Origin of the sequence: Heyndrickxia sporothermodurans (genome assembly GCF_003055045.1) — a bacterium.
Lineage (GTDB): Bacteria > Bacillota > Bacilli > Bacillales > Bacillaceae_C > Heyndrickxia > Heyndrickxia sporothermodurans.
In genome coordinates, this window is record NZ_NAZB01000007.1 from 36,448 (window position 1) to 56,732 (window position 20,285).

The 20,285-nt window shown below is 34.8% G+C and carries 18 protein-coding genes, 1 pseudogene and 1 other annotated feature; all 19 genes and pseudogenes read right to left on the reverse strand.

The window, feature by feature from the left end:
- Nucleotides 1–44 precede the first annotated feature (44 nt).
- Nucleotides 45–312, reverse strand: a binding site (T-box leader).
- A 201-nt stretch (nt 313–513) separates the two neighbouring features.
- Nucleotides 514–861 carry a flagellar protein FliT gene (gene fliT / locus B5V89_RS01230; RefSeq protein WP_066235720.1) on the reverse strand — a complete coding sequence of 116 codons (348 nt, stop codon included), beginning with the start codon at nt 859–861 and terminating at the stop codon, nt 514–516.
- Nucleotides 861–1,265, reverse strand: a complete 405-nt coding sequence (gene fliS / locus B5V89_RS01235) for a flagellar export chaperone FliS (protein WP_108070136.1) — start codon at nt 1,263–1,265, stop codon at nt 861–863. Before fliS (B5V89_RS01235) ends, fliT begins: the two co-directional genes overlap by 1 nt.
- A 25-nt stretch (nt 1,266–1,290) precedes the next feature.
- Nucleotides 1,291–3,414, reverse strand: a complete 2,124-nt coding sequence (gene fliD / locus B5V89_RS01240) for a flagellar filament capping protein FliD (protein ID WP_181294584.1) — start codon at nt 3,412–3,414, stop codon at nt 1,291–1,293.
- A gap of 314 nt (nt 3,415–3,728) precedes the next feature.
- Nucleotides 3,729–4,823, reverse strand: a complete 1,095-nt coding sequence (locus B5V89_RS01245; RefSeq protein WP_108070138.1) for an RpnC/YadD family protein — start codon at nt 4,821–4,823, stop codon at nt 3,729–3,731.
- 196 nt (nt 4,824–5,019) lie between these two features.
- Nucleotides 5,020–5,214 (reverse strand): annotated as a pseudogene (locus B5V89_RS20820) (transposase); the annotation flags it as partial.
- A 519-nt stretch (nt 5,215–5,733) separates the two neighbouring features.
- A complete protein-coding gene (locus B5V89_RS01255; protein WP_108070140.1) occupies nt 5,734–9,060 on the reverse strand; it encodes a CDP-glycerol glycerophosphotransferase family protein in 3,327 nt (1,108 codons plus the stop codon).
- 92 nt (nt 9,061–9,152) lie between these two features.
- A complete protein-coding gene (hag, locus tag B5V89_RS01260) occupies nt 9,153–9,974 on the reverse strand; it encodes a flagellin Hag (protein ID WP_108070142.1) in 822 nt (273 codons plus the stop codon).
- 158 nt (nt 9,975–10,132) lie between these two features.
- Nucleotides 10,133–10,360: a carbon storage regulator CsrA gene (gene csrA / locus B5V89_RS01265; protein ID WP_066229123.1), complete on the reverse strand. Its 228-nt coding sequence runs from the start codon at nt 10,358–10,360 to the stop codon at nt 10,133–10,135.
- Between the two features lie 4 nt (nt 10,361–10,364).
- Nucleotides 10,365–10,802, reverse strand: a complete 438-nt coding sequence (gene fliW, locus B5V89_RS01270) for a flagellar assembly protein FliW (protein WP_066229120.1) — start codon at nt 10,800–10,802, stop codon at nt 10,365–10,367.
- Between the two features lie 20 nt (nt 10,803–10,822).
- Complete coding sequence (locus B5V89_RS01275) at nt 10,823–11,380, reverse strand: DUF6470 family protein (protein ID WP_107921056.1); 558 nt, start codon at nt 11,378–11,380, stop codon at nt 10,823–10,825.
- A gap of 62 nt (nt 11,381–11,442) precedes the next feature.
- The gene (gene flgL, locus B5V89_RS01280; RefSeq protein ID WP_108070144.1) at nt 11,443–12,336 is read right to left on the reverse strand and encodes a flagellar hook-associated protein FlgL; all 894 of its coding nucleotides are present in this window, start codon (nt 12,334–12,336) and stop codon (nt 11,443–11,445) included.
- A 12-nt stretch (nt 12,337–12,348) separates the two neighbouring features.
- Nucleotides 12,349–13,899, reverse strand: a complete 1,551-nt coding sequence (gene flgK / locus B5V89_RS01285; protein WP_108070146.1) for a flagellar hook-associated protein FlgK — start codon at nt 13,897–13,899, stop codon at nt 12,349–12,351.
- Nucleotides 13,900–13,919: 20 nt separating this feature from the next.
- The gene (locus tag B5V89_RS01290; protein WP_066229108.1) at nt 13,920–14,411 is read right to left on the reverse strand and encodes a flagellar protein FlgN; all 492 of its coding nucleotides are present in this window, start codon (nt 14,409–14,411) and stop codon (nt 13,920–13,922) included.
- A 56-nt stretch (nt 14,412–14,467) separates the two neighbouring features.
- Nucleotides 14,468–14,905, reverse strand: coding sequence for a YaaR family protein (locus tag B5V89_RS01295; RefSeq protein ID WP_066229106.1), 438 nt, complete (start codon nt 14,903–14,905; stop codon nt 14,468–14,470).
- 120 nt (nt 14,906–15,025) lie between these two features.
- Nucleotides 15,026–16,819, reverse strand: a complete 1,794-nt coding sequence (locus B5V89_RS01300; RefSeq protein ID WP_108070148.1) for a flagellin N-terminal helical domain-containing protein — start codon at nt 16,817–16,819, stop codon at nt 15,026–15,028.
- 21 nt (nt 16,820–16,840) lie between these two features.
- Nucleotides 16,841–17,266, reverse strand: coding sequence for a flagellar export chaperone FliS (gene fliS, locus B5V89_RS01305; RefSeq protein WP_108070150.1), 426 nt, complete (start codon nt 17,264–17,266; stop codon nt 16,841–16,843).
- A gap of 48 nt (nt 17,267–17,314) precedes the next feature.
- Entirely contained in the window at nt 17,315–17,602 is a 288-nt protein-coding gene (locus B5V89_RS01310; RefSeq protein ID WP_066229154.1) for an EscU/YscU/HrcU family type III secretion system export apparatus switch protein, read from the reverse strand.
- Between the two features lie 2 nt (nt 17,603–17,604).
- Entirely contained in the window at nt 17,605–19,923 is a 2,319-nt protein-coding gene (locus B5V89_RS01315; protein ID WP_108070152.1) for a hypothetical protein, read from the reverse strand.
- Between the two features lie 22 nt (nt 19,924–19,945).
- Nucleotides 19,946–20,206, reverse strand: coding sequence for a flagellar biosynthesis anti-sigma factor FlgM (gene flgM, locus B5V89_RS01320; RefSeq protein ID WP_066229091.1), 261 nt, complete (start codon nt 20,204–20,206; stop codon nt 19,946–19,948).
- Nucleotides 20,207–20,285 lie beyond the last annotated feature (79 nt).

A 20,285-nucleotide genomic window follows, 5' to 3' on the forward strand; every position in this document is an offset into this window, starting at 1 on the left:
AATAAATATAAAACAAAATAAAAAAACACGCCCCCATCATTAACGATAAGGACGTGGTTGAATCAACGTGGTACCACCTTACTTTACTGCATGCTCACACATACAGCCTCGACAAGTACTCAAGCTTAAACTTTTATACTGTGGTATGGATAACGAGTACCAACTCTCGTCGGAACCTACTAATATCAATTGATACGTTCAGCACGAAACTCAGAGGCCATTTTTCAGATTTACATTTTTTGCTTCTTTTCAGCTCCCGAGGCTCTCTTTAAAAAAATGATTAAATCTTACTTTTCTCTTCGTAGTTTTTAATTTATGGGAATTGATTGAATATTAAATTTATTATAAAAGGGGTAATAAAAATTTGCAAGTTGTTTTTTGCGAATTACTCTATGTTCCTTTTTAATATTTCAATGACATCACTCATAAATCGAAACCTATGTTCTATATATTTTATACATTTTTCAAGCTAAAAAAAATAAGAACCATCAAGTTGATGGTCCTATTTTTCATTTATTTTCTTTTATCATAGAAAAAACCGTCACTCTGAATATTTGCATATGGATTCGTATATTGATTCATCGATTTCTTCTTTTTATTTAATCCATTCAAATCTTTTTGAATTTCTTGTTTTACATTCATCAATAGTAGATTTAGTTGCTTTCCCAATAAGATCAATCTTTCACCTAATAATTGATCTTCAGCTGAAAAAGGTGGCTTGATATCTTCAAGTAGTGATTCGCGTTTTTCGAGAAACTGTTCGACTTCTTGAATCACATTGTCCCGATCTGCATCATTATTATTTCTTAAAAACTCGATCAATTCCTTAGTAATGTTACAGCATTCCTGAATCGGATTCATTATGCTTTGCCACCTTGAACCCCATACTGCTGCTGACGATTTAATTGGATAACCTGTTTCCATGTATCACGAAACTCTGTAACAAACTCTTCTACTTCTTCAAGAGCAGCGATGTCATTTTTAATATTCGCTTGAATTAATTGATGGTGGATATAGTCGTATAAGGACATCATATTCTTCGAAACGTCTAAATCCATATTCAATGTAACCATTAACTCTTGAATGATATTCTGTGCTTTTAGGATGTATTTATTTTTCTCTTCTATATTTTTTTGCTTAATCGCTACCTTTGCGAGATTCGTAAATTTTAGGCATCCATTATATAGCATTAATGTTAACTCTCCTGGTGATGCTGTTGTTACAGAGTTCGTTTGATACGTTTGATAGGGATTGGTCATTGCCATACTCTCCCATTCCTTTCTAGTAAAATTACTGTCCGCTACTAAATTGTTGTAATAAATAATTCATTTGGTTGTTTGATTTTTGAATCGCTGTTTCCATTGCTGAGAATTGTCGGTAATAACGATCCTCAATTTGCTTTAATCGTTCAGTAAAGGATGTAATCTTTTTAGCCACATCATCTAGGTTTTTTCCTATTGTAAATTGCTGGTTCGTGGAATATGCTTTTCCTGCACGTTCATTTAATTTATCAATAGTTGTTGAGACATCATCATAGAGTCGTTGGACAATCCCTTTGGATGAAGATGTTTCCCCTGTACCTCTGAAAAGGTTTTCCACAGATGTCGGATCATCTTCAATTGCTTTTTTCAAGGCAGCCTCATTGATTTCAAGCTTTCCTCCTTCTAAATAATTTGCAGTCGTTTTAATTCCGATTGCAGCCAATTGTTTAAAAGCTGAAGCAACATTTGCATTATCAACAGGCTGATACATCGACATCCGCATTTGCGAAAGAGCACCAGAAAGCATTGTATCCCCTCTAAGCAGACCGCTTTTCGCTTTTTCTTCCCACATTTCCTGTTGTTTGTCGGAAAGTTGTTCGCGTTGCTCATCTGTCAATGGACCGTAATCTCTGTATCGTTCTTCGGAAGTCTTTTTACTAACAGTGTCTATTAGTTTGTTATATTCATCGACGAATGCTTTGATATTGTCAAAGACTTTATCTGAGTCGTTTTTGATAGATACACTTTCGGCAGTGTCAAATGTTTTCTTTAGTGTAAATGTGACGCCATTCATTTCGAAGGTGTTGGATGTTCTTTCAGTATCTAGACCATTAATGTTGAATTTTGCGTTTGTCCCACCTGTTTCAGCGGCTCCGCCAAATTTCAATACGTTATCAATAAAATTACCTGATGTTGAAATTTCTTGAACTGTTTCATCTCCGCTAAAGTTTCCGGTTTCCGTACGTGTTAACGTCATTTTATCGGAAAAAGAATCATAGAACAGTGAAACACCTACATTGGAATTATTAACATTTGTCATAACTTTACTTAAAGAATCATTTCCTTGAACAAAAAAGTTTTCCTCAACCCCATTAGGGTATTGAGAGGTAGATGTAGCCACCTTAAAACTTGTGTAGTTTTGTTGATAGGTTGTGGAAACGTCAAAACTTACCGCATCCTTCTCACCTAAATTTTCAGCAGCTCGTTTTTCCTCAGCTTCTTTTTTTAGTTCTTCTTTATAAGCATCACTAAATGTAACTTTCCCTGTTTCTTTATCTAATGTTCCAAGTTTTAATGATGAGGCAGGATTACCTGATGCATCTACTTCTATTAAATCCGTTCCATTCCCATCCAATTTAAATGTTTTATTATTTATAACGATAGAAAAGTTGGAATCAGTGACAATTGCTCCATGACTTAACTGAAATCCTGTTGCCTGATCTGATATAGTTGTTTTTTCTATTTTTTTATCGGCAACATAGTCGATTTTTACGTTGCTTCCTTTTTTTAATGATTTAAATGTAAGAACCCCATCGGTACCAGTATCAGATACAGAGACACGAACTTCATTGTCGGCTAGAACTGCATTAGGGTCAGTTACAAGTTTATAGGTTTTCCCATCGACTTTAATATTCATGTTGTTAATATCTTTTAGGTTTGCTCCATCCAATGGAAATTTCAGTTCAGTCCCATCTTCTGATACACTAATAGACTTTGATTCAACAACACCTTGTTCCCATGTAAGTCCACTAAGTTTACCTGCTTGACTCATTATACTTTGATTTATATCTACTTTTTCTGTGCCAGAAGATATCTTCCCTGTGTTTACTTTTGTGGCAGCCGTTGCCAACTGTTTCACTTTCGAAATTGAGTACGATGACATCGCAGCTGCACTTGAAGCAGTGGCTGTCAGTAATTGATCATTCGTTGAAACGGTACTTCTCGCACGATATGCTGGCGTTAATTTCATATTTGTTAATGTTTGTCGAAAATTAAAAAACAATGTATTCAATGAACGATAATCATCCCGTTGCCATTCAAGGGTTTGCTGTTTTTGCTTTAATTTATCTAAAGGCATACGTTCTACCTTCATTAAATCCTTTACCATTTGGTCGATGTCCATGCCGCTGGCCAATCCGCTTATACGAACCATTTGGTTTCACTCCCTAATCTGTAAAGTCTTTTCTTCTATTATTTATATCGGTAGTTTTTTGTGAATGTTTAGGATGGATTTGTTTGTTTTCGGGAATGACTTGAATTAAAAAAATCATAAAAAACTCGTTTTCAATAAAAACAAGTTTCCTATGATTTTATTTAAGCTATCGATGGACCATTTCCAGTTATATTGTGGTTGAAAAAGCTTATAGAAGTTCCAGTACAGTTATCCTCTGGCTTGGTAATAGATAGAATCCCTCTCAAATAAAAGACGTTAAATCCCTTATCAACATTTTTGGGGAATTCGGGGTGTCACTGTGTCCATCCCTTTTTCTTCAATCTTTTAATTTCTTCGATAGGAAGTTTTACATATTTAGCAATTACTTCAACATCCATACCATCTGCTAACATTTCAAGGGCAATCTGTTTACGTCCTTGCTTTAAGCCTTCTTCACGTGCTTCTTCTCTTATTTCGCCAAAAGTTGGGGGTAGATTTTTTCGATCTAAAAAGAACATATCCACTTCCTCCTTCATGATCATGATTTCATTTCTTAATTTGGATGTCAATTCATCGGGAATTTGCAAGATGTAGTCTACAAAATAAATAAGGGCAGATAAATAGATGCGTTGTTCTTCTTGAGGAAAGTTACTTTTTTGCAAAAGTAACCGCATTAATTTGAGTTTGAAACGAAAGCGGGTATCTTCATCATTTTTGAACATACTTGCATACATACCAGCTAATACTGCAATAGCAAATGGATTAGATGATTGTATAAGTTCTTCCTCTTTCTGGTCTTTAAATTTATAAACATTATATTCATAGGTTAGCTTTGTACCGAAGGATGAGCGTTCATATCTACTTGGACGGAAACCTCCGGACGCATCAGTTAATAATGCGATGGCAACTATATCACGATCGTACTTATCTAAGATACGATAATAGTACCTAAACATCCGTTTTGGGAACTCTGGATCGGGATCCCCTTGAACTTCAATGTGGATAAGAAGCCATTTTTCTATACCACTTTTTAAGTATACTTTAACAATTTGATCAGCAATTTGTTTGCCCTTCTTCTCTTGAATAACTTCTTTATAAAGCTCCTGCTGCAAAAATTCATACTTCTTCTGAAAATCAACTTTTTCATATAAATCAGGTGCAAAAAATAGAACAAACTCCTCAAACAGCTCATTAATGAGTTTTTTCCAAAGTCCATCATAATCAACAACAGAATAGATTGGTGGCTTTTCAAACACCATGCTTGTTACCATTAATATATCACAACCTTTTTCGAGCTTATACATTAATAATAACAAAAACAGAACGAGTATTCTATTTGGTATTTTTTCAAAAGGGAAATCTTTGTAGAACTTTCTGTTAAACAAGAAAAGCTGGTGTGACAAGCACATAAGCTGCCCCCACATACCTTGTATAACTCAAAAATTGAGGACTATTCATCAATACAGTGGACCAATGAACATTAACTTATTCCGTGAAACAATATTACTTGGGGTGGTACTGTGACAGGAACTTTCTCCAAAATAATCGGGCTAGGACAAAACTAGCTTTAAATAGCGAGAAAGGTGAATTCTTCTATTACCTTAGTTATTGAGCAGTGAATATTCTTAAATTCACTGCCTTAGCGCGAGACCCATTTCGATTTCTATTTTTGATTTTCCTCTTACATAAAAGCGAGTGAAACGCAGATTAGCCTTCAAAAATCAAAATCTGGTTCCGCATCGATTTGCGTTTTCGATAAATGTCACTCTTTTTCTCTTCTGAAAGCTTCTCTCTTATATATAATTTTTGTTGTTCCCATTTTTCATTCATTATTAGTTTTCGATTGTTTCCTTCTTTTGCTTTTTACTGGATGAACGGAATGGCATCCCGAATAGTCTTCTCATTTGTAGATTTTGAACTTCCGTTGGAAGCTAGTACGGTCATTACGGACTGCATGATAGTGAAATTCAAGACGTTTCTGTTTAGGGCATGTATAGTATATCCATTTGTTTCATCATCGTAGTGCCAGTTGTCGGGATTAAATGTGTTTTGTTTGTACTTTTTCTTTTGTTCCTTCAAATACGTATTATACGAAATAAGTGCATCTCGTTTCCTGTTCAAAAGGAAATCATTATAGTTTTGTTCACTACAATAACTTGCATATGTTACAATGTGTTTCGGTAACTCGTAATAATCCTACTCGATTTCATATAAAAATGGAATTAATGTACTTATATCTGTTGGATTTGAATGAAGCCCCAATTTATTTCCTACAAATTGGAGCCATATTAATCGTTGCTAAAACTTTTTATTTCCCACTCAACAATAAAGTGATGAAATAAAATTCCAGACTCTTTCTGAAGAGTCCCCATCTTTGTAACGATACACTTTATCTCTAATTTCTTTTCGGATTAAACGATAGTAATCTTTATCTTTCTCATAATTCATTATTTCAGTTTGTAATTGTTCTTGGTTAACTACCTTCGGACCCGGTGTCCAATTTTCGAATGGTTCAAGACAAAAACCTCTTTCTTCTTGATACTCTTTTAAATCTTGAATAGCAAAAATTATGGGTTTATCTAGTAGCAAATAATCAAAATAGACTGAACTATAATCTGTGATTAAAATATCCGTTGCACTTAAAACTTCGTAGAGATCAACAAATCTTTTTTTAGCTTCATATTCAGGATACATACTTATTCTAGAACTATTGAATATAAGATCATTGAACTTCTTTTTATAAATTGGATGAAGTTTGACAATTAATTCATAATTACTTTCTTCTAAGAAATTTTCTAAAGAACCTAAGTCAAAACCTTTAAATCCAAAAAGGTTATTAGAGCTAAGAGTATTTATTATATCGGCACTACGGAAAGTAGGCATATAAAATATAAATTTTTGCCCGTTATCTTCTTTACCTAGTAACTCTAGTAATAATGATCGACTAACATCCTTATTAAAGAGGAAATCATTCCTTGGGGAACCAGTAATTACAAAATTATCTGGATCAACCATAATTGATTTATTTACTATTTTACTATACAACTCTGAATATGAAGTTGAATAATCTATTTGTCTCCAAAAAGGTGCAATAGAATTCTTATTGAAATAATGTGGGTCTGTATAGAACATATTTTTTAATGGAAAGCCGTGCCATGTATCAATAACTATTTTTTCATTAGTTTTAGTATTTGATTCAAAGTTGTATTCCATATTTGTTATTACAATCATATCACTGTTAAGAGCCTTTTGTGTAAACTCGTCAGTTGTTCCTTTGACAAAATCTACTTCAAATTCATCAGAAATGTATGAAGGAATTGATTTGTATAAAGCTAATGTATTACAACCACTAAAATCTCTGTAACCTAATAATATTTTAGGTTTCTTATTAATATAATTCATTTTTAATAAAGTCTTTTTCTTTATCAATTCAGACTCATTAGGTGTTTTTAAATTTTGTAATGTCCACTTTTCTTCTTTTTTAGCAACTTCTATTGTTACCCATTTTTTAGTTTCATGTATTAAAAGGAACTTTACTCCGGCAATACTAACTTCTTCATTTATAAAAGAAATATATGGATAACATACAGTAAATTCATCTTTTTTGAGCGAATAAAAATTTATTAAATACTGATCTATAGTTTCCAAAAATGCATTTAATATTTTATTTTGTTCGCCGAGCATTATTTTCGCTTTATCTTCACCGCTAACGTTTTGTCCATTAGCAGAAATAATACTTTCAAGATATTCACTTTGGGTAAATAGCTCTCCTGCCTTTTGAAAAGTTTGTTTAAATACAAAGGAATCCTCCGTATTTTCTAAAACATACTTATAAAAACGAAAGTCTTCTTCAAACATAATGATCGCATATTTCGCCAATTCTATAGCATAATCTTTATTATTTGTCTCTATTAAACTGTCAATAATATTTATAAAATCTTGCTCATTAAATGTATTCCAGTCGCATAGCTCATACAATTGTAAAGCCTCTGTTTTAAATTCATTAGCAAACAGTAAACCCGCAACCTTACGAATAGTACTTTTATCTGTTTGTTCTATATTATCAAGAATTACATTACATAAATCAGTTTTTTTATATTTTAAGAATATCTCTAGCGAATACAAAATAAGATCTTCATCGAGATTTGTGATATTTTCAGAACCACTAAGTAAATTTATTAATTTATTGATTTGATTATTCTCCCCTAAAGATTCTAATACCCCTAATAAATCGCTATTTACCTCTACATAATCCCTTAACAATACGAGGTCAATCAGGTTTATCCAATTTGTTTCTACTACACTTTTTAGAATATCGAAATTTAGTGTATCTTTAAAATGATGAATTTCTCTTTTACCATTTATACAAAAATCTTTTAGTAAAGCTATTTGATATAACAATTTATGTTCCTCAGAAAAGTCTTCTAGTATAGATAAAGCTAAATTTGAATTTCCAATATCAAAACAAGTTTTTATATAAATGTTGATATTATGATGGTTTACTAAATTATTGGATTGTAAAAAATCAGTGATTTCAACTTCTGTATAAAATTTATTTAGAATATAAATTAGCTTTTTGATACCTTCTACATTACTATTATTTATATTAAGAACATTAGCATAATGATGTACTGCAGCGTTATAGTCCTTTTGATAAAGGAAGATTTCCCCTAATTTTAGGTGTGGCTTTTGATCTTTTAAATCAGGTCTAAGAATAATAAAAGTATAATTTTCATTATTATTTACTAACTCAAGAAAAGTTTTCCTTGCATCTTCTAATTGCCCTCTTAGTAAAAATATTTCCCCCTTTAAGTATTTTATCTCTGGTGAATTTGAATATATATTTTCTGCATCATTTATTACATTTAATGCAACGTTATATTTTTTTAAATTTATTAAACAAGTAATGATTTGCATGACTGCCATAGGTACCCAAGAAAGGCGAAAATCTTTTTTAAATTTATATGCCTTTAAATAAGCATCTAAAGCCTCGGAATATTCACCAATAGAAAAATACTCGTTACCAAAATTAAAATAATCAAAGGCATTCTTTTCTCCATTATGCATCTCTATGTCGAGTAACTCTTTATTACGGCTTGATTTTTCCTTTTCTTTGACTGTTTGGTTTAAATACCCTGAGTGAAAAATTATTAGATTAGATTTTTGAATATTCAATGTTGCATTATCTTTATGTTTAAATTGCTCGTGTATTCTACGATAATAGAAAATTTTTCCATTGTTTTTATAGATGCGATCATGAAAATTTTGCATCAATGATTCCCCGGACAGACCAGAAAAATTAATTATTTTTGCATCATACGCATCAATATGTCCATTATCTTTTTTTAATTGTTTTATAAATTCTTTGAAGTTTTCTTCATCTACATATTCATCAGCATCTAATACTAATATCCACTCTCCCGTGGCTTTTTCAGCAGCGAAATTTCGTGCAGCTGAAAAGTCGTTAATCCATTCAAAATCATATATATTTTTTGTATACTTTAACGCTAATTCTTTTGTACTATCAGTAGATCCTGTATCCACTATAATAATTTCATCAACCAAATTAGCAATCGACAATAAACAACGCTCTAGAACTTTTTCTTCATTTCTAACAATCATACAGAGTGAAATAAAAGGTCTCATAAAATGTAATCCTCCTGGGAAGTAATGGATTTAATAAAAACATCGTGCTTAAGATTCCACCTAAGCACGATATTTCTATAAACCCATTATTTTTATCGAAGTAATTGTAGTACACCTTGTGGCATTTGGTTTGCTTGAGCAAGCATAGCTTGAGAAGCTTGAGATAAGATTGAATTCTTTGTTTGTTGCATCATTTCTTTAGCCATATCTACGTCACGAACACGAGATTCAGCAGCAGTTAAGTTTTCACTAGAAGTGCTTAAGTTGTTAATTGTATGATCTAAACGGTTTTGGTAAGCACCTAATTTAGAACGTTGTTTAGATACTAATTTAATTGCATTATCAATTGCACTAATCGCTACGCCCGCAGATGCATGAGTAGCAACAGCAATTCTTGCAGCACCCAAACTAAGGCTTGTTGTATTCATATTAGAAATCTGAATAGCAATTGTTTGATCTTTATTTGCACCAATTTGTAAGGTAGCACTAAATCCACCAGAATTACTTAACAATGGTTTCGTATTAAATTCAGTAGTTTTAGCAATTCTATCAATTTCAGAAGACAATTGATTTAACTCATCTTGAATAGCTGTACGATCATCAGCAACGTTTGTATCATTAGCACCTTGAACTGCTAATTCACGCATACGTTGAAGAATATCATGTGTTTCGTTTAGAGCCCCTTCAGCTGTTTGGATTAAAGAAATACCGTCTTGAGAGTTTTTGGCAGCCATATCTAATCCACGAATTTGTCCACGCATTTTTTCAGAAATTGCAAGACCAGCTGCATCATCTCCTGCACGATTAATTCTCATACCCGAAGATAATTTTTCCATTGATTTACCTTGAGCATTTGATGCAGCATTTAACTTGTTATAAGTATTCAACGCCGCAATATTATGATTGATTTGCATAATATAATTTCCTCCTTGAATATCCCGCCCACATCCTTGTGAACGATATAAATTTAGTTTGTTTAGCAAGAACTGAAAGTCGGCCGTCCTTTCGTTTCTCGCTTACATTATTTATATCGACAGGTTTCGAGGAGGTTTAATAGTTTTTGATAAAAATTTTATTCTTTTTTTGTTTTTGGTAGGAGTGATAGAAGATTTGTGATATCTTTTGATGCTTCGGTGTTTTCGGATTGGATGTCTAGGTAGACTTCTTTCCGATGGATTTCTATGTTTTTTGGTGCGTTGATGCCGATTTTGACTTGGTCGCCTTTGATGGCGGTGATGGTGATTTCGATGTCATCACCGATTTGGATGGCTTCACCTTTTTTTCTTGATAGGACTAGCATCGTCTCACCCCTTTACTAGTTGCTCAAAGAGCGGATGTTTGATTTTGTATGGCGAATCGTTTAGGATAACTTGTTTGGCTTTGTTATTTTTTATGTTTAACACAATAGGCGCTTGCAGGTTGGCTGTTGTTTTTTCAAATGGATCTTGGACCGTTACAATTGTAAATACGCTAATATCTTCCTGACTCTCGATAGATAATTGTTCCATTGTACTTTCATCAAGGGAAAATTCATATTTATCGATAAAATTAAATGGGCTTGTTAATACGAATGCAAGTCCTGCTGTTTGAAGCGATTGCATAATTGTAAACAAGGCTTGGTCCGGTAATGGGAGTAAAATAAATTTGTATTCTTCTGGAAAGCCCGGGATTCCCTTTTCAAAGTGCAGAACGTCTTTTTCATTTATTTCGGTTTCGCCGTGATATTTTGTTTCGATTTTCATTTTTAACACTCCATTTCATCTTACAGCGTAAAATCTATGTTTAATGCTTGATGCTGTTTCAATCTTGCCGTTACTTCACCAGGTTGATACGTAATAATTGGCTTTTGTGTTTTCACATTGATGTTTGCTTGGTGGGTATTCCAATCAATAGTTACTTCCGCTGGCTGGTAGTCCGTTTTTACAGAAAAAAACGATGGAATCCATGTAATATTCGTGTCGAATGTTTGGTTCTCAAGTGCACGTTGGGCAGATTGTTCGACGATTACTTTCCGACTGTTTTCTATCTTCATTAGTTGATCACCTTCGGAGGCAATCCTTGCGATTCCTTCCATTGCCTTTTGCTTTCCATATTGGGCATTTTCTTCGGTTCGTCGAAAGACACTTTTAATATCCATCTCTTCCCAAGCTTCGGTTTGGTCAATGGAAAGTTTGCCGGGAATTGTATGTATTTGTAATTCCGCATGTGGCTGCTGGATATCCATTTGTGCTTTTGGCTGTTCGATTGTTTGTGTGGCTGGTCTCGTTTGTAATTCAATTTGTGCCTGCTGGGACTGGAGTCTAATTTGTGGCACCTGCATAGAAATTCATCCCCTTTTTTCTTATTCTACAAAAAAAGCTATTCGAAATGAATAGCTTCCCCTTATCTTAGAAAATCCAATAGGGTCGGTTGGATGATTCTTGCACCGGCTTCCATTGCGGCACGGTGAATCGCTTCCTGTGTTTTGAAGTCTGTGACGAGCTTTTCAAAGTCGATATCTTCATTATCTGACATGACGCGTTTCGCGATAAGTTGTTGGTTGTCAATTCTCTCTTCCATGAAATCTAAGCGGTTTGTTCGTGCACCGATTTCGGATTGAGCAGATAAAACTTTAGAAATCCGGTCATCCATCGTTTGAATGAAGTCGCCTATTTTTCCGGAGCCTTCTCCTCGTAATGTTTTTTCCAGATTGTCTAATTCTGTAAAGACACTGTCCCCATTTGCACCACCCATAAAGGCATTCGTTCCATTGATATTAACTGGAACATAGATTCCTTTAGAAAGCTCCATATTCACATTACCTTCAGAAAATTGTGCTTTAATACCTGCATCAGTCGTTTGAACAGGGGCTGTTAATGTATTGCTTCCGTTAAAAATATATTTGTCGCCGACTTTAGAATTAGCAATGGAGGCAATATGTTCTTTTAACTGACTAACTTCATCCGCTACTGCTTTCGTTTGCTCTTTATCATATGTTCCATTATTCGCACTTACCGTTATTTCACGAATACGTTGCAAGGCTTTATTCATTTCACTTAATGCAGAATCGGTTGTATCAACCCAATTTCGCGCTTCCGAGAAATTGCTTTTAAACTGCTCAATTTCCATTACATTTGTCCGATAAAACATTCCTTTCATCGCAACGACTGGATTATCCGACGGTCTTGAAATCTTTTTTTGTGTTGTCATTTGTTCATTCAGCTTATCCATGAGTGAATAGCTTTGGTTAATATTAAACATCACATTATTCGATATCATACTTTGTGTTACGCGCATCTCATTTCACCCCTATTTCCCAACATGTCCCAGTCCATTAATAATTTGATCAAGCATCTCATCGATTGCTGTAATCATGCGAGCAGATGCTGAATAGGCATGTTGAAATTGTATTAAGTTTGAAAACTCTTCATCTAAAGAAACTGCTGTAACTGATTGACGGTTTTTATCTACAGAATTTAGAAGGACTTCACTATTATGTGCGAGTCGATTGGCCTGCTGACCTTTTACCGCCATACTTCCAATTGTCCCTTCAAAAAAAGATTGGATCGTTCCATTATTTATTTCTAAATTTTCAAGTTTCGTTCCATCGCTTAACGTGACAGAGTTATTAGAGAATTGCAAGTCTTTAATATTCCCTAAAGCAATCGCATTGCCACCATTTCCTGCATTACCTTTCACTAGTGAAGCAGCGATTTCTGACGGTTTGAGGTCAGCTACCTTAATACTTCCTGCCGCCCCTTTATAATCAGTTCCTAGTCCTTCGAAAAAGTTTTTGCCTAGTGGATTGCCATTTGCATCGACTCCGCCATTTCCATCCTTATCATAGCCTTTTGAATGAATCTCGTTAAAAATGCTTGCATATGTATAAGCTAGTTTATCTAAGTTATCAAGCATTTCCGGATACAACCCTTTGCCTTCACCTGTTCCATATGCTTGAATTAATGCATTTAGTTTACCTTGGCCTGTGAGGCTATCCGTATTACTTGTCGCAATTTCACCATTAACTGAAATAGAACTTACACCTTTTTCATCTTTTTCAATAGAAAGAGCACTTGCATTTGAGCCGTTTACTAAGCTTATCTTTTTATTTCCAATGACCAGATTGATACTAGCTGTACCTTCAGCTTTTGTCGATGGTTTGCCACCCGATGTTTGATAAGTCGTTTCAATAGGAACAATACTCGATAATTCATCAAGTAAACGGTCTCTTTGGTCGTATAAATCATTCGGTAAATAACCATGAGGCTCTACTTCACTAATTTGCTTATTTACAGCGGCAAGCTGGGTCGTTAATGAATTCACTTGCTGAACCGTTACATCCATTTCATGATTCAGCTCATTGCGCACGGACATTAAAGAATCATGCAAATAATTAAATGTTTCCGCTAATGATTGTCCACGTTGTAAAACAACCATCCTTGCCCCCTCATTTTCAGGGTTTACACTTAAATCTTGAAGTGACTGCCAAAATTGCGACATCGCTTTTGATAAACCATAGTCACTCGGTTCATTCATAATTTCTTCCATTTTTTGTACAGACCCCGCATAGGATTGCCAGTATCCTAATTTCGTATTTTCATTGCGATACTGCCGATCGATAAATTGATCCCTAATTCTCTCAATCGATCCTTCTTTTACTCCTGTTCCGAGTAAGCCCGGAATTTCAGGTCGGTTCATCGCCGGTGATGGAAAACCTTCTGTTTGGATAAATTCTATTCGTTGTCTTGTATATCCAGGTGTATTCGCATTTGAAATATTATTTCCTGTTGTATAAATGGCACTTTGCGAAGTAAACATTCCGCGTTTGGCCGTTTCTAAACCGAAAAATGTTGAACGCAATGGTTTCCCTCCTTCTCTCGTTAGGCTTGAGAATCAAATAAAGATCGCGTCGTTTCGACAAGCTCTTCATCTGCTGATTTTGTATAATTTGGTGATTCAGGGTCTGGATCGAAAAAGTTTAAATTCAAATGAACGAATTGTAAGGAATGCATAAGTAATTGTTGATTCAACGTATTTACATTTTTCAATTCATCCACTTGTTGGATTAAATTCGCTTGTAGTTCTTGAATCTGTTCCTTCTCGGGTCCATTTAAATGAGTAAGTAGTGCTGAAATAGTGAACCCGTCCATTTCAATGGCTAAATCTTTTTTAAATCGTGCAACCAATTCTTGTCGTTGATTTTCAAACATTTGAATGGCTGCAATATGCTTTTGTTCATTTTGGATGATGTTCTGTAATGATTCGATATTGGCTGATTTTATAACTTCTGTTTTTTCAACAGCAATTTCATATAGACTTTGATGAAGCTTAAGTGTTTTTTGCAATATTTCTATTAGCTTTTGGGTCAGCATGAAAGACCCTCCTGTTTTAAGTTTCTATCTTTTTTATCGGCAAATAAGGAAAAATGTTAAGTGTAAATATTAACGATTAATCCTTGAATTTCTCCGACAAGTCCTAATATATCTATTCCTTTTTGTTCTTTTTCCAGTACTTTATTGGCTAAATCGATTAATTTCGAATCTACTTCTTTAACGATTTTATAAACTTTTGAACGTCCACGCCAGTTGAGACCGCGCTGTTCTTCCAGCTTTAGACCATTATTGACGGCATCCTCCATAAAGGATTTCACTAGTTTTTTATATTTACGAAAATCTTCAATCGTTCTTGATTTGGCAAGCTTTTGTCCTTGGTCCTCGATGTCTTGCATCAGCTTGGTCATTCTTTCTAACGTTCTATTTTCACGTCCTTTAGACATGACTTCTGAAAACGAGACCGTCTCTGAAGCTACTTGATTCTTTTTTTGAAGTTTATTTAAACCTAATTTATCTACTTTCCCTACTTCCACGGTGCTCACCTCTTCATCGCTTTTTTCTTATTTTACGTGAGTTTCAATAAAATTTCAGTTGGAGATTATCCCCAATAAATAAGGGTGGAGTCCTATTTGTCCTCCACCCCATGTTGAAATTTATTTCAATAACTGTAGAATTCCTTGTGGCAGCTGGTTTGCTTGCGCGAGCATTGCTTGACCGGCTTGGTTTAGAATATTGTTACGTGTATAATTTGTCATTTCTTCTGCCATGTCAAGGTCACGAATACGTGATTCAGCAGCTGTTAAGTTTTCATTGGCAGTTTGTAAATTTGTAACGGTGTGCTCTAATCGGTTTTGGTATGCCCCTAATTTGCTTCGTTCTGCAGAAACCTTTTGGATCGCTTGATCGATAATGTCAATCGCTTCACTAGCTCCTTGCGCCGTACTTACATCTACTCCTGCTTGAGCGTTTAGTCCTGGTGTTGTAATTTTGTTTCCTTGTAAGTCTCTTGCAAGTCCTAAGCTAGCAGCATCCATTATTCCGATAGACATCGTTAATGTTTCGGAGCTGTTTGCTCCAATTTGGAACTGAATTTCAAGATCTTTTCCTGCGTTTGCTTCAAAATCTTTGTCAATTAGCTGGATTGCCAAACCGCTCGTGCCGTCATTCGTTTTTGTCGTGCCTAATGATAATGTATTTCCAACAACACTAAAGGTTGGTGCAAGATCTTTTAACGGATTATTTGTCGTATCCTTTTGTGCAGTTACTAAAGTTTGGTTAATTTCGTTTAATACAGTAAAAACATCTTTTCCAGTTATATCGATTGTTGCACTCTTGTTTGCGTACGCTTTTGATGTAGTACCGAAATTAATCGTTAAGTTGCCAATTTTTAATTGATCCCCTGCTTTTGGAACTTCAGAAAATTTTAGATTAAACGTCTCAGCATTAATTGCATTTGGTTTGCCGATGACATTTTTTACTTCTGTTGTTAAATTAGTAGGGTCTAAATATTTGACTGCTGTATTTGCAAAGGTTGTACTTACTTTTATAGTTGCGGCATCAATTGGAGCCATATTCGCTTTAGTCGTTAAAGTGATTTTACCATTATTAATGATATTATCAGTTGTAGTTCCAGTATTTGCCGCATTTGTTGCTTTTGCAGTGAAAGTAGGATCATTTGCATTAATTGCTGATGTTAATGCACCAAGTAAATTATTTATATTTGAAACGGCATCTGTATCATTCGCTGCGTTGTCTTTCCATTGAGCCGTTGTTAAATTGACAGCGATATTACTTGATTTAGAAAGTCCAGGTGTTTTGCCATTTGTAATATCTATTTCATACGTTTTGCCATTAACTGTAAAGGTTTTGCCATCAATTGCTGTCGATAGTTGCTTTCCAAATGCTGCAGAAAAGTCCATTACGACTTGAGCAGGGTCTGTAGGATCCGCTGTAATCGTACCCTTCCATGTTCCCGTTCCCTGATAAGTCACTTGATCCGAGCTAATTTCGGCAAATGGTCTTCCTTTTTCCGCACCACTGAATAATTTCTTTTGGTTGAATTGCGTCGTATCAGCGATACGATCAATTTCAAATGTTAATTGATTCATTTCGGCTTGTATCGCGCCACGATCATTATCCTCTAGTGTGCCATTTGATGCCTGCACACTTAATTCCCTCATTCTTTGCAAAATGGAATGGGTTTCGTTCAATGCCCCTTCAGCAGTTTGAATAAGAGAAACAGCATCCAATGAATTTCGTTCAGCCATACTTAAACCGCGGATTTGTGAACGCATTTTTTCGGAAATGGCAAGTCCTGCCGCATCGTCTGCCGCACGGTTAATGCGCAGTCCGGATGAAAGTTTTTCAAGGCTTTTCGATGTACTGCTCATCGTTTGTGATAAATTTCTGTACGCATTTAATGCTTGGATATTGTGATTAATCCTCATGTTCGATTCTCCTCATTTCTCTTATTCCTGTGTTGCTACTGCTACATGCTGTTCGTAAGCATTCGCTTTTCGTTGAAGTTGAGTTTCTTGTTTTTCTTTATTTTTTAATGCTTCATTCCAAGCATTTGCGATAGATTCCGTGATTTGAAGAACTTCTATTAAAAGGGTCGTATCTTTTTTCAAGTTTGCTTCTACTAAGTTATTTGCCATATAGTTATAAAGGGTATCAAGCTGGTCAGCAATAATCCCCGCTTCATAATTCAAACCTACACCTAATCGTTGTAAAATATCATTTGCCTTTTGAAGCTTTGTATTTGCTTCAATAAAGTCCTTTTTTTCTATTGCATCAATTGCTTCGCGCACTCGATCCATTAATGCTTCATAGAGCAATGAGGTTATTTCTTGTGATGATTTTGAATAAATGAATTCTTTTGTTAAAAATTCCATGATTTTAACCTCCTAATCACTCTATATATCGGATGATTCTTTCATTTTTTAATAGTTTTTTTCCATTTCCTCAATTAATATTAATATTTCGGCAATGACTGAATATAGTTGTGGAGGAATATTATCACCTAAGTCTACATCAATCAATTGCTGAAGAAGTCCTGCATCTTCTTGCATTTGAACTCCGTGTTTTTTTGCTAGTTCAATGATTTTTTCGGCAACATTGCCTGTACCATGTGCAACGACTGTTGGACCAGGTTGTGTTTCATCATAGCGGATGACTGCGGCCGATGGACCATTAAGTATTCGTTTGTTTTTTGGGTTAAAATATTTCATTGTCATATCGTAAAGTCCAATCCTCTTGTAATGTTCTTTTTTTCGGAATCTACCTTAGGTGTCAAAGATTTATTTGACTCTGTTAATCGTGTAAATTGGATTGTCCCTATGTTATAGCCGATTTCCTTTAATCTTTCTTTTGCAACTTCAGCAAGTGGTGTAATTTTTTCCTTAAATCCTTGGCGGTCGTTTTTTATCGTGAGATTTAGGGTCCGATCTGAGGAGGAAAGTAGAATCCCCACTTCACCAAGCTTCTTCGTTTCAAATAGAAAATAAAGACTACAATGCTCCCAATCTATTTTTTCCGACTGATTTTTAGAATTAATATAGACTTTCACATTCTCCACTTTATTTTGAATAAGAAATGGTAGAGCAAACATTAAACTTTGTGTACTTGATTGATCTGACCTGCTTAATAGCTGTTGTCCGGTAAGGTTTTGCAATGCTTGGTCTATCGTAGGATTCCCTTCAGTCTGTGCAAGCCTCTGTAAGATCCCTTTCACAGTAGAGTCTAACGATGCTTGACCTTGCCCTTTGGTGAATAAGGAATGTGCCTGTTCTGACTCATAGGTTAAACCTAAATTTCGGACAAACTCAAATGCTTGTCGTGCAGATGGTGATTGCTTTAATGTTTGGTTTGATTCATTTAATGAATGAACCAGCTGCTTAGATAATGATGGCTCCTCTTGCTGTAAAAATTCTTTTGTTACAAAATGCTGTACTTTCACATTTGAAGGTTTAAAAATCAACTTGTCCATCATCGTTTTGACTTCACTTACAATTTTATTTGCGTCCGAAAAATTGCCTGTGCTTAAAAGCTTTTTCGCTTCATTTAACTGTGAACTTGCTTGTAATAGCTTCTTTTCTGTTGTCATATCGGTATAAAGCATAAAATCGCTTCGTAAAATGGCTTTATCCAATTGTTTAATCGTTGATTCTAATAAGGGCTTTGCTTGGTTTCCGGCATTTTGTTTAAACATATCAAATAATTTAATTATTGATTGTAGATTGTTTGAAATTTCCCTTTTTATTTCTTTAAAATCAATAGCCGCTTGTGATAGCTTTTTTGTAATCGTCGTGACGATTACATCCTTAGACTGGATAGGCAATGTTGCTAAGAAATCATCATTGACTTGGTATGCGGTATCTTCCGAGATAGGCGCTGTCACAGGCAGTTTATGATTTTTATTAATGGCATGTAATTCGGTCATCAATTCTTTACGTGCTGCCAATTCTCGTCCACTTGACTGAAGCTGTTCAGCATGTTCCACTACGTTTCTCAATGATTCTGATTCTATAGTTGATAGATTGGTTGAATCTATTAGTTGCTCTTTAATGAATTGCATCAGTTCATTCATATTTGGGCTTTTTTGAACCATTTTGATCGCCTGTTGAATGGTATTTGCCTGATTCGTCTGAACGTTCGATTTTTCTACTGCTTCAAATAAGAATGATTGACTTAGTGACCCAAGTTTTATCGCATCTTTTACTAAAGAGGATAGGGCAGGATCGGCTTTAAGCTCACTGGAAAAATTCGCGTGAAGAAGTTTGATTACCCGCTCCAATCCTCCTTCCTTTATTAATTCCTTTTGTAATGAGTCAATTAACCGCAGTTTTTGCGGATCCTTTATACCCTGTGCTAATTTTTCTAGAACCTCATTTACTTTATCCATACCAACACGATAAAGCTGATCCGATTGAGTAATGTTTCTATTTTTTGAAAGAATGACTGTAGTGTTGCCTTTTATCGCTTCCATTGTTTTCTGATCAAAGCCAGGGGCGATGTCTTGAACAAGCTGTTCGATTGAAGATGAGTGCAATGCTTGATGAACTGCTTGTAACTGGGACTTTGTGAGATCCAAGCCTTTGTTTATGATTGCTGCAATTGTTTCCAACTTTTGAGTAGTTGTCCCTGTTTCATGCTCCATAAAAGACTTCACTTGACTCAGTGTGGTTTGTTCAAGAGGAATATTGTGTTTCACTAGGAGGTTTACAGCAGCCTTTAAATCATCAGGTAATTTTGTATTTCCCATAACAAATGGGACAGTCTTTTGTTGATTAACTGCTGCTTCTGTTTGTGGGAGCGCTTTTACAACTGGCATGGCCTGTTTTGTATCCTTTACTTCAATTGACAAATTCCCGCTTGAAGGGAAATTACCTTGGATACTCACTTTTACCTCTTGGCCTCTAATTTGCAGTACAGCCTCATGATCAGAGATTTTATCTTTTATTGTTGCTTGATAGACATCGCCCGCTTTTAATTCAAGGGGCTTTTCTTGTTGTGTAAAAGATGGAATCTTCATATCATTTTGCACTTGCATGTTTCTCACGCTCCGTTAAACTTTATGGTCGGTAATATTTCATTATACTAGTGGAAATTTTCTCCGGATCGATCTTATACTGACCGTTCTCGACTTGTTTTTTTAATTGTTCCACTTTTGCTTGGCGTTCTTTTTCGATGCTCGATAGTTGCTGCATTTCCTTTGCCGCACCGGATATCTCTACTTTATCAACTTGTTTTCCGCTCTTATTTACTTGTTCCATTTTATTCATTTGCTTTTTATATGGGTTGATTCCATGATTTCCAATGTTGTTAATTTTCATTGGTTACGCCCCTTTCGTTCGAACGTATTTTTTCCTATATTGTTTATATCGGTAGTTTTTGTGAAAGTTTTATAGTCGA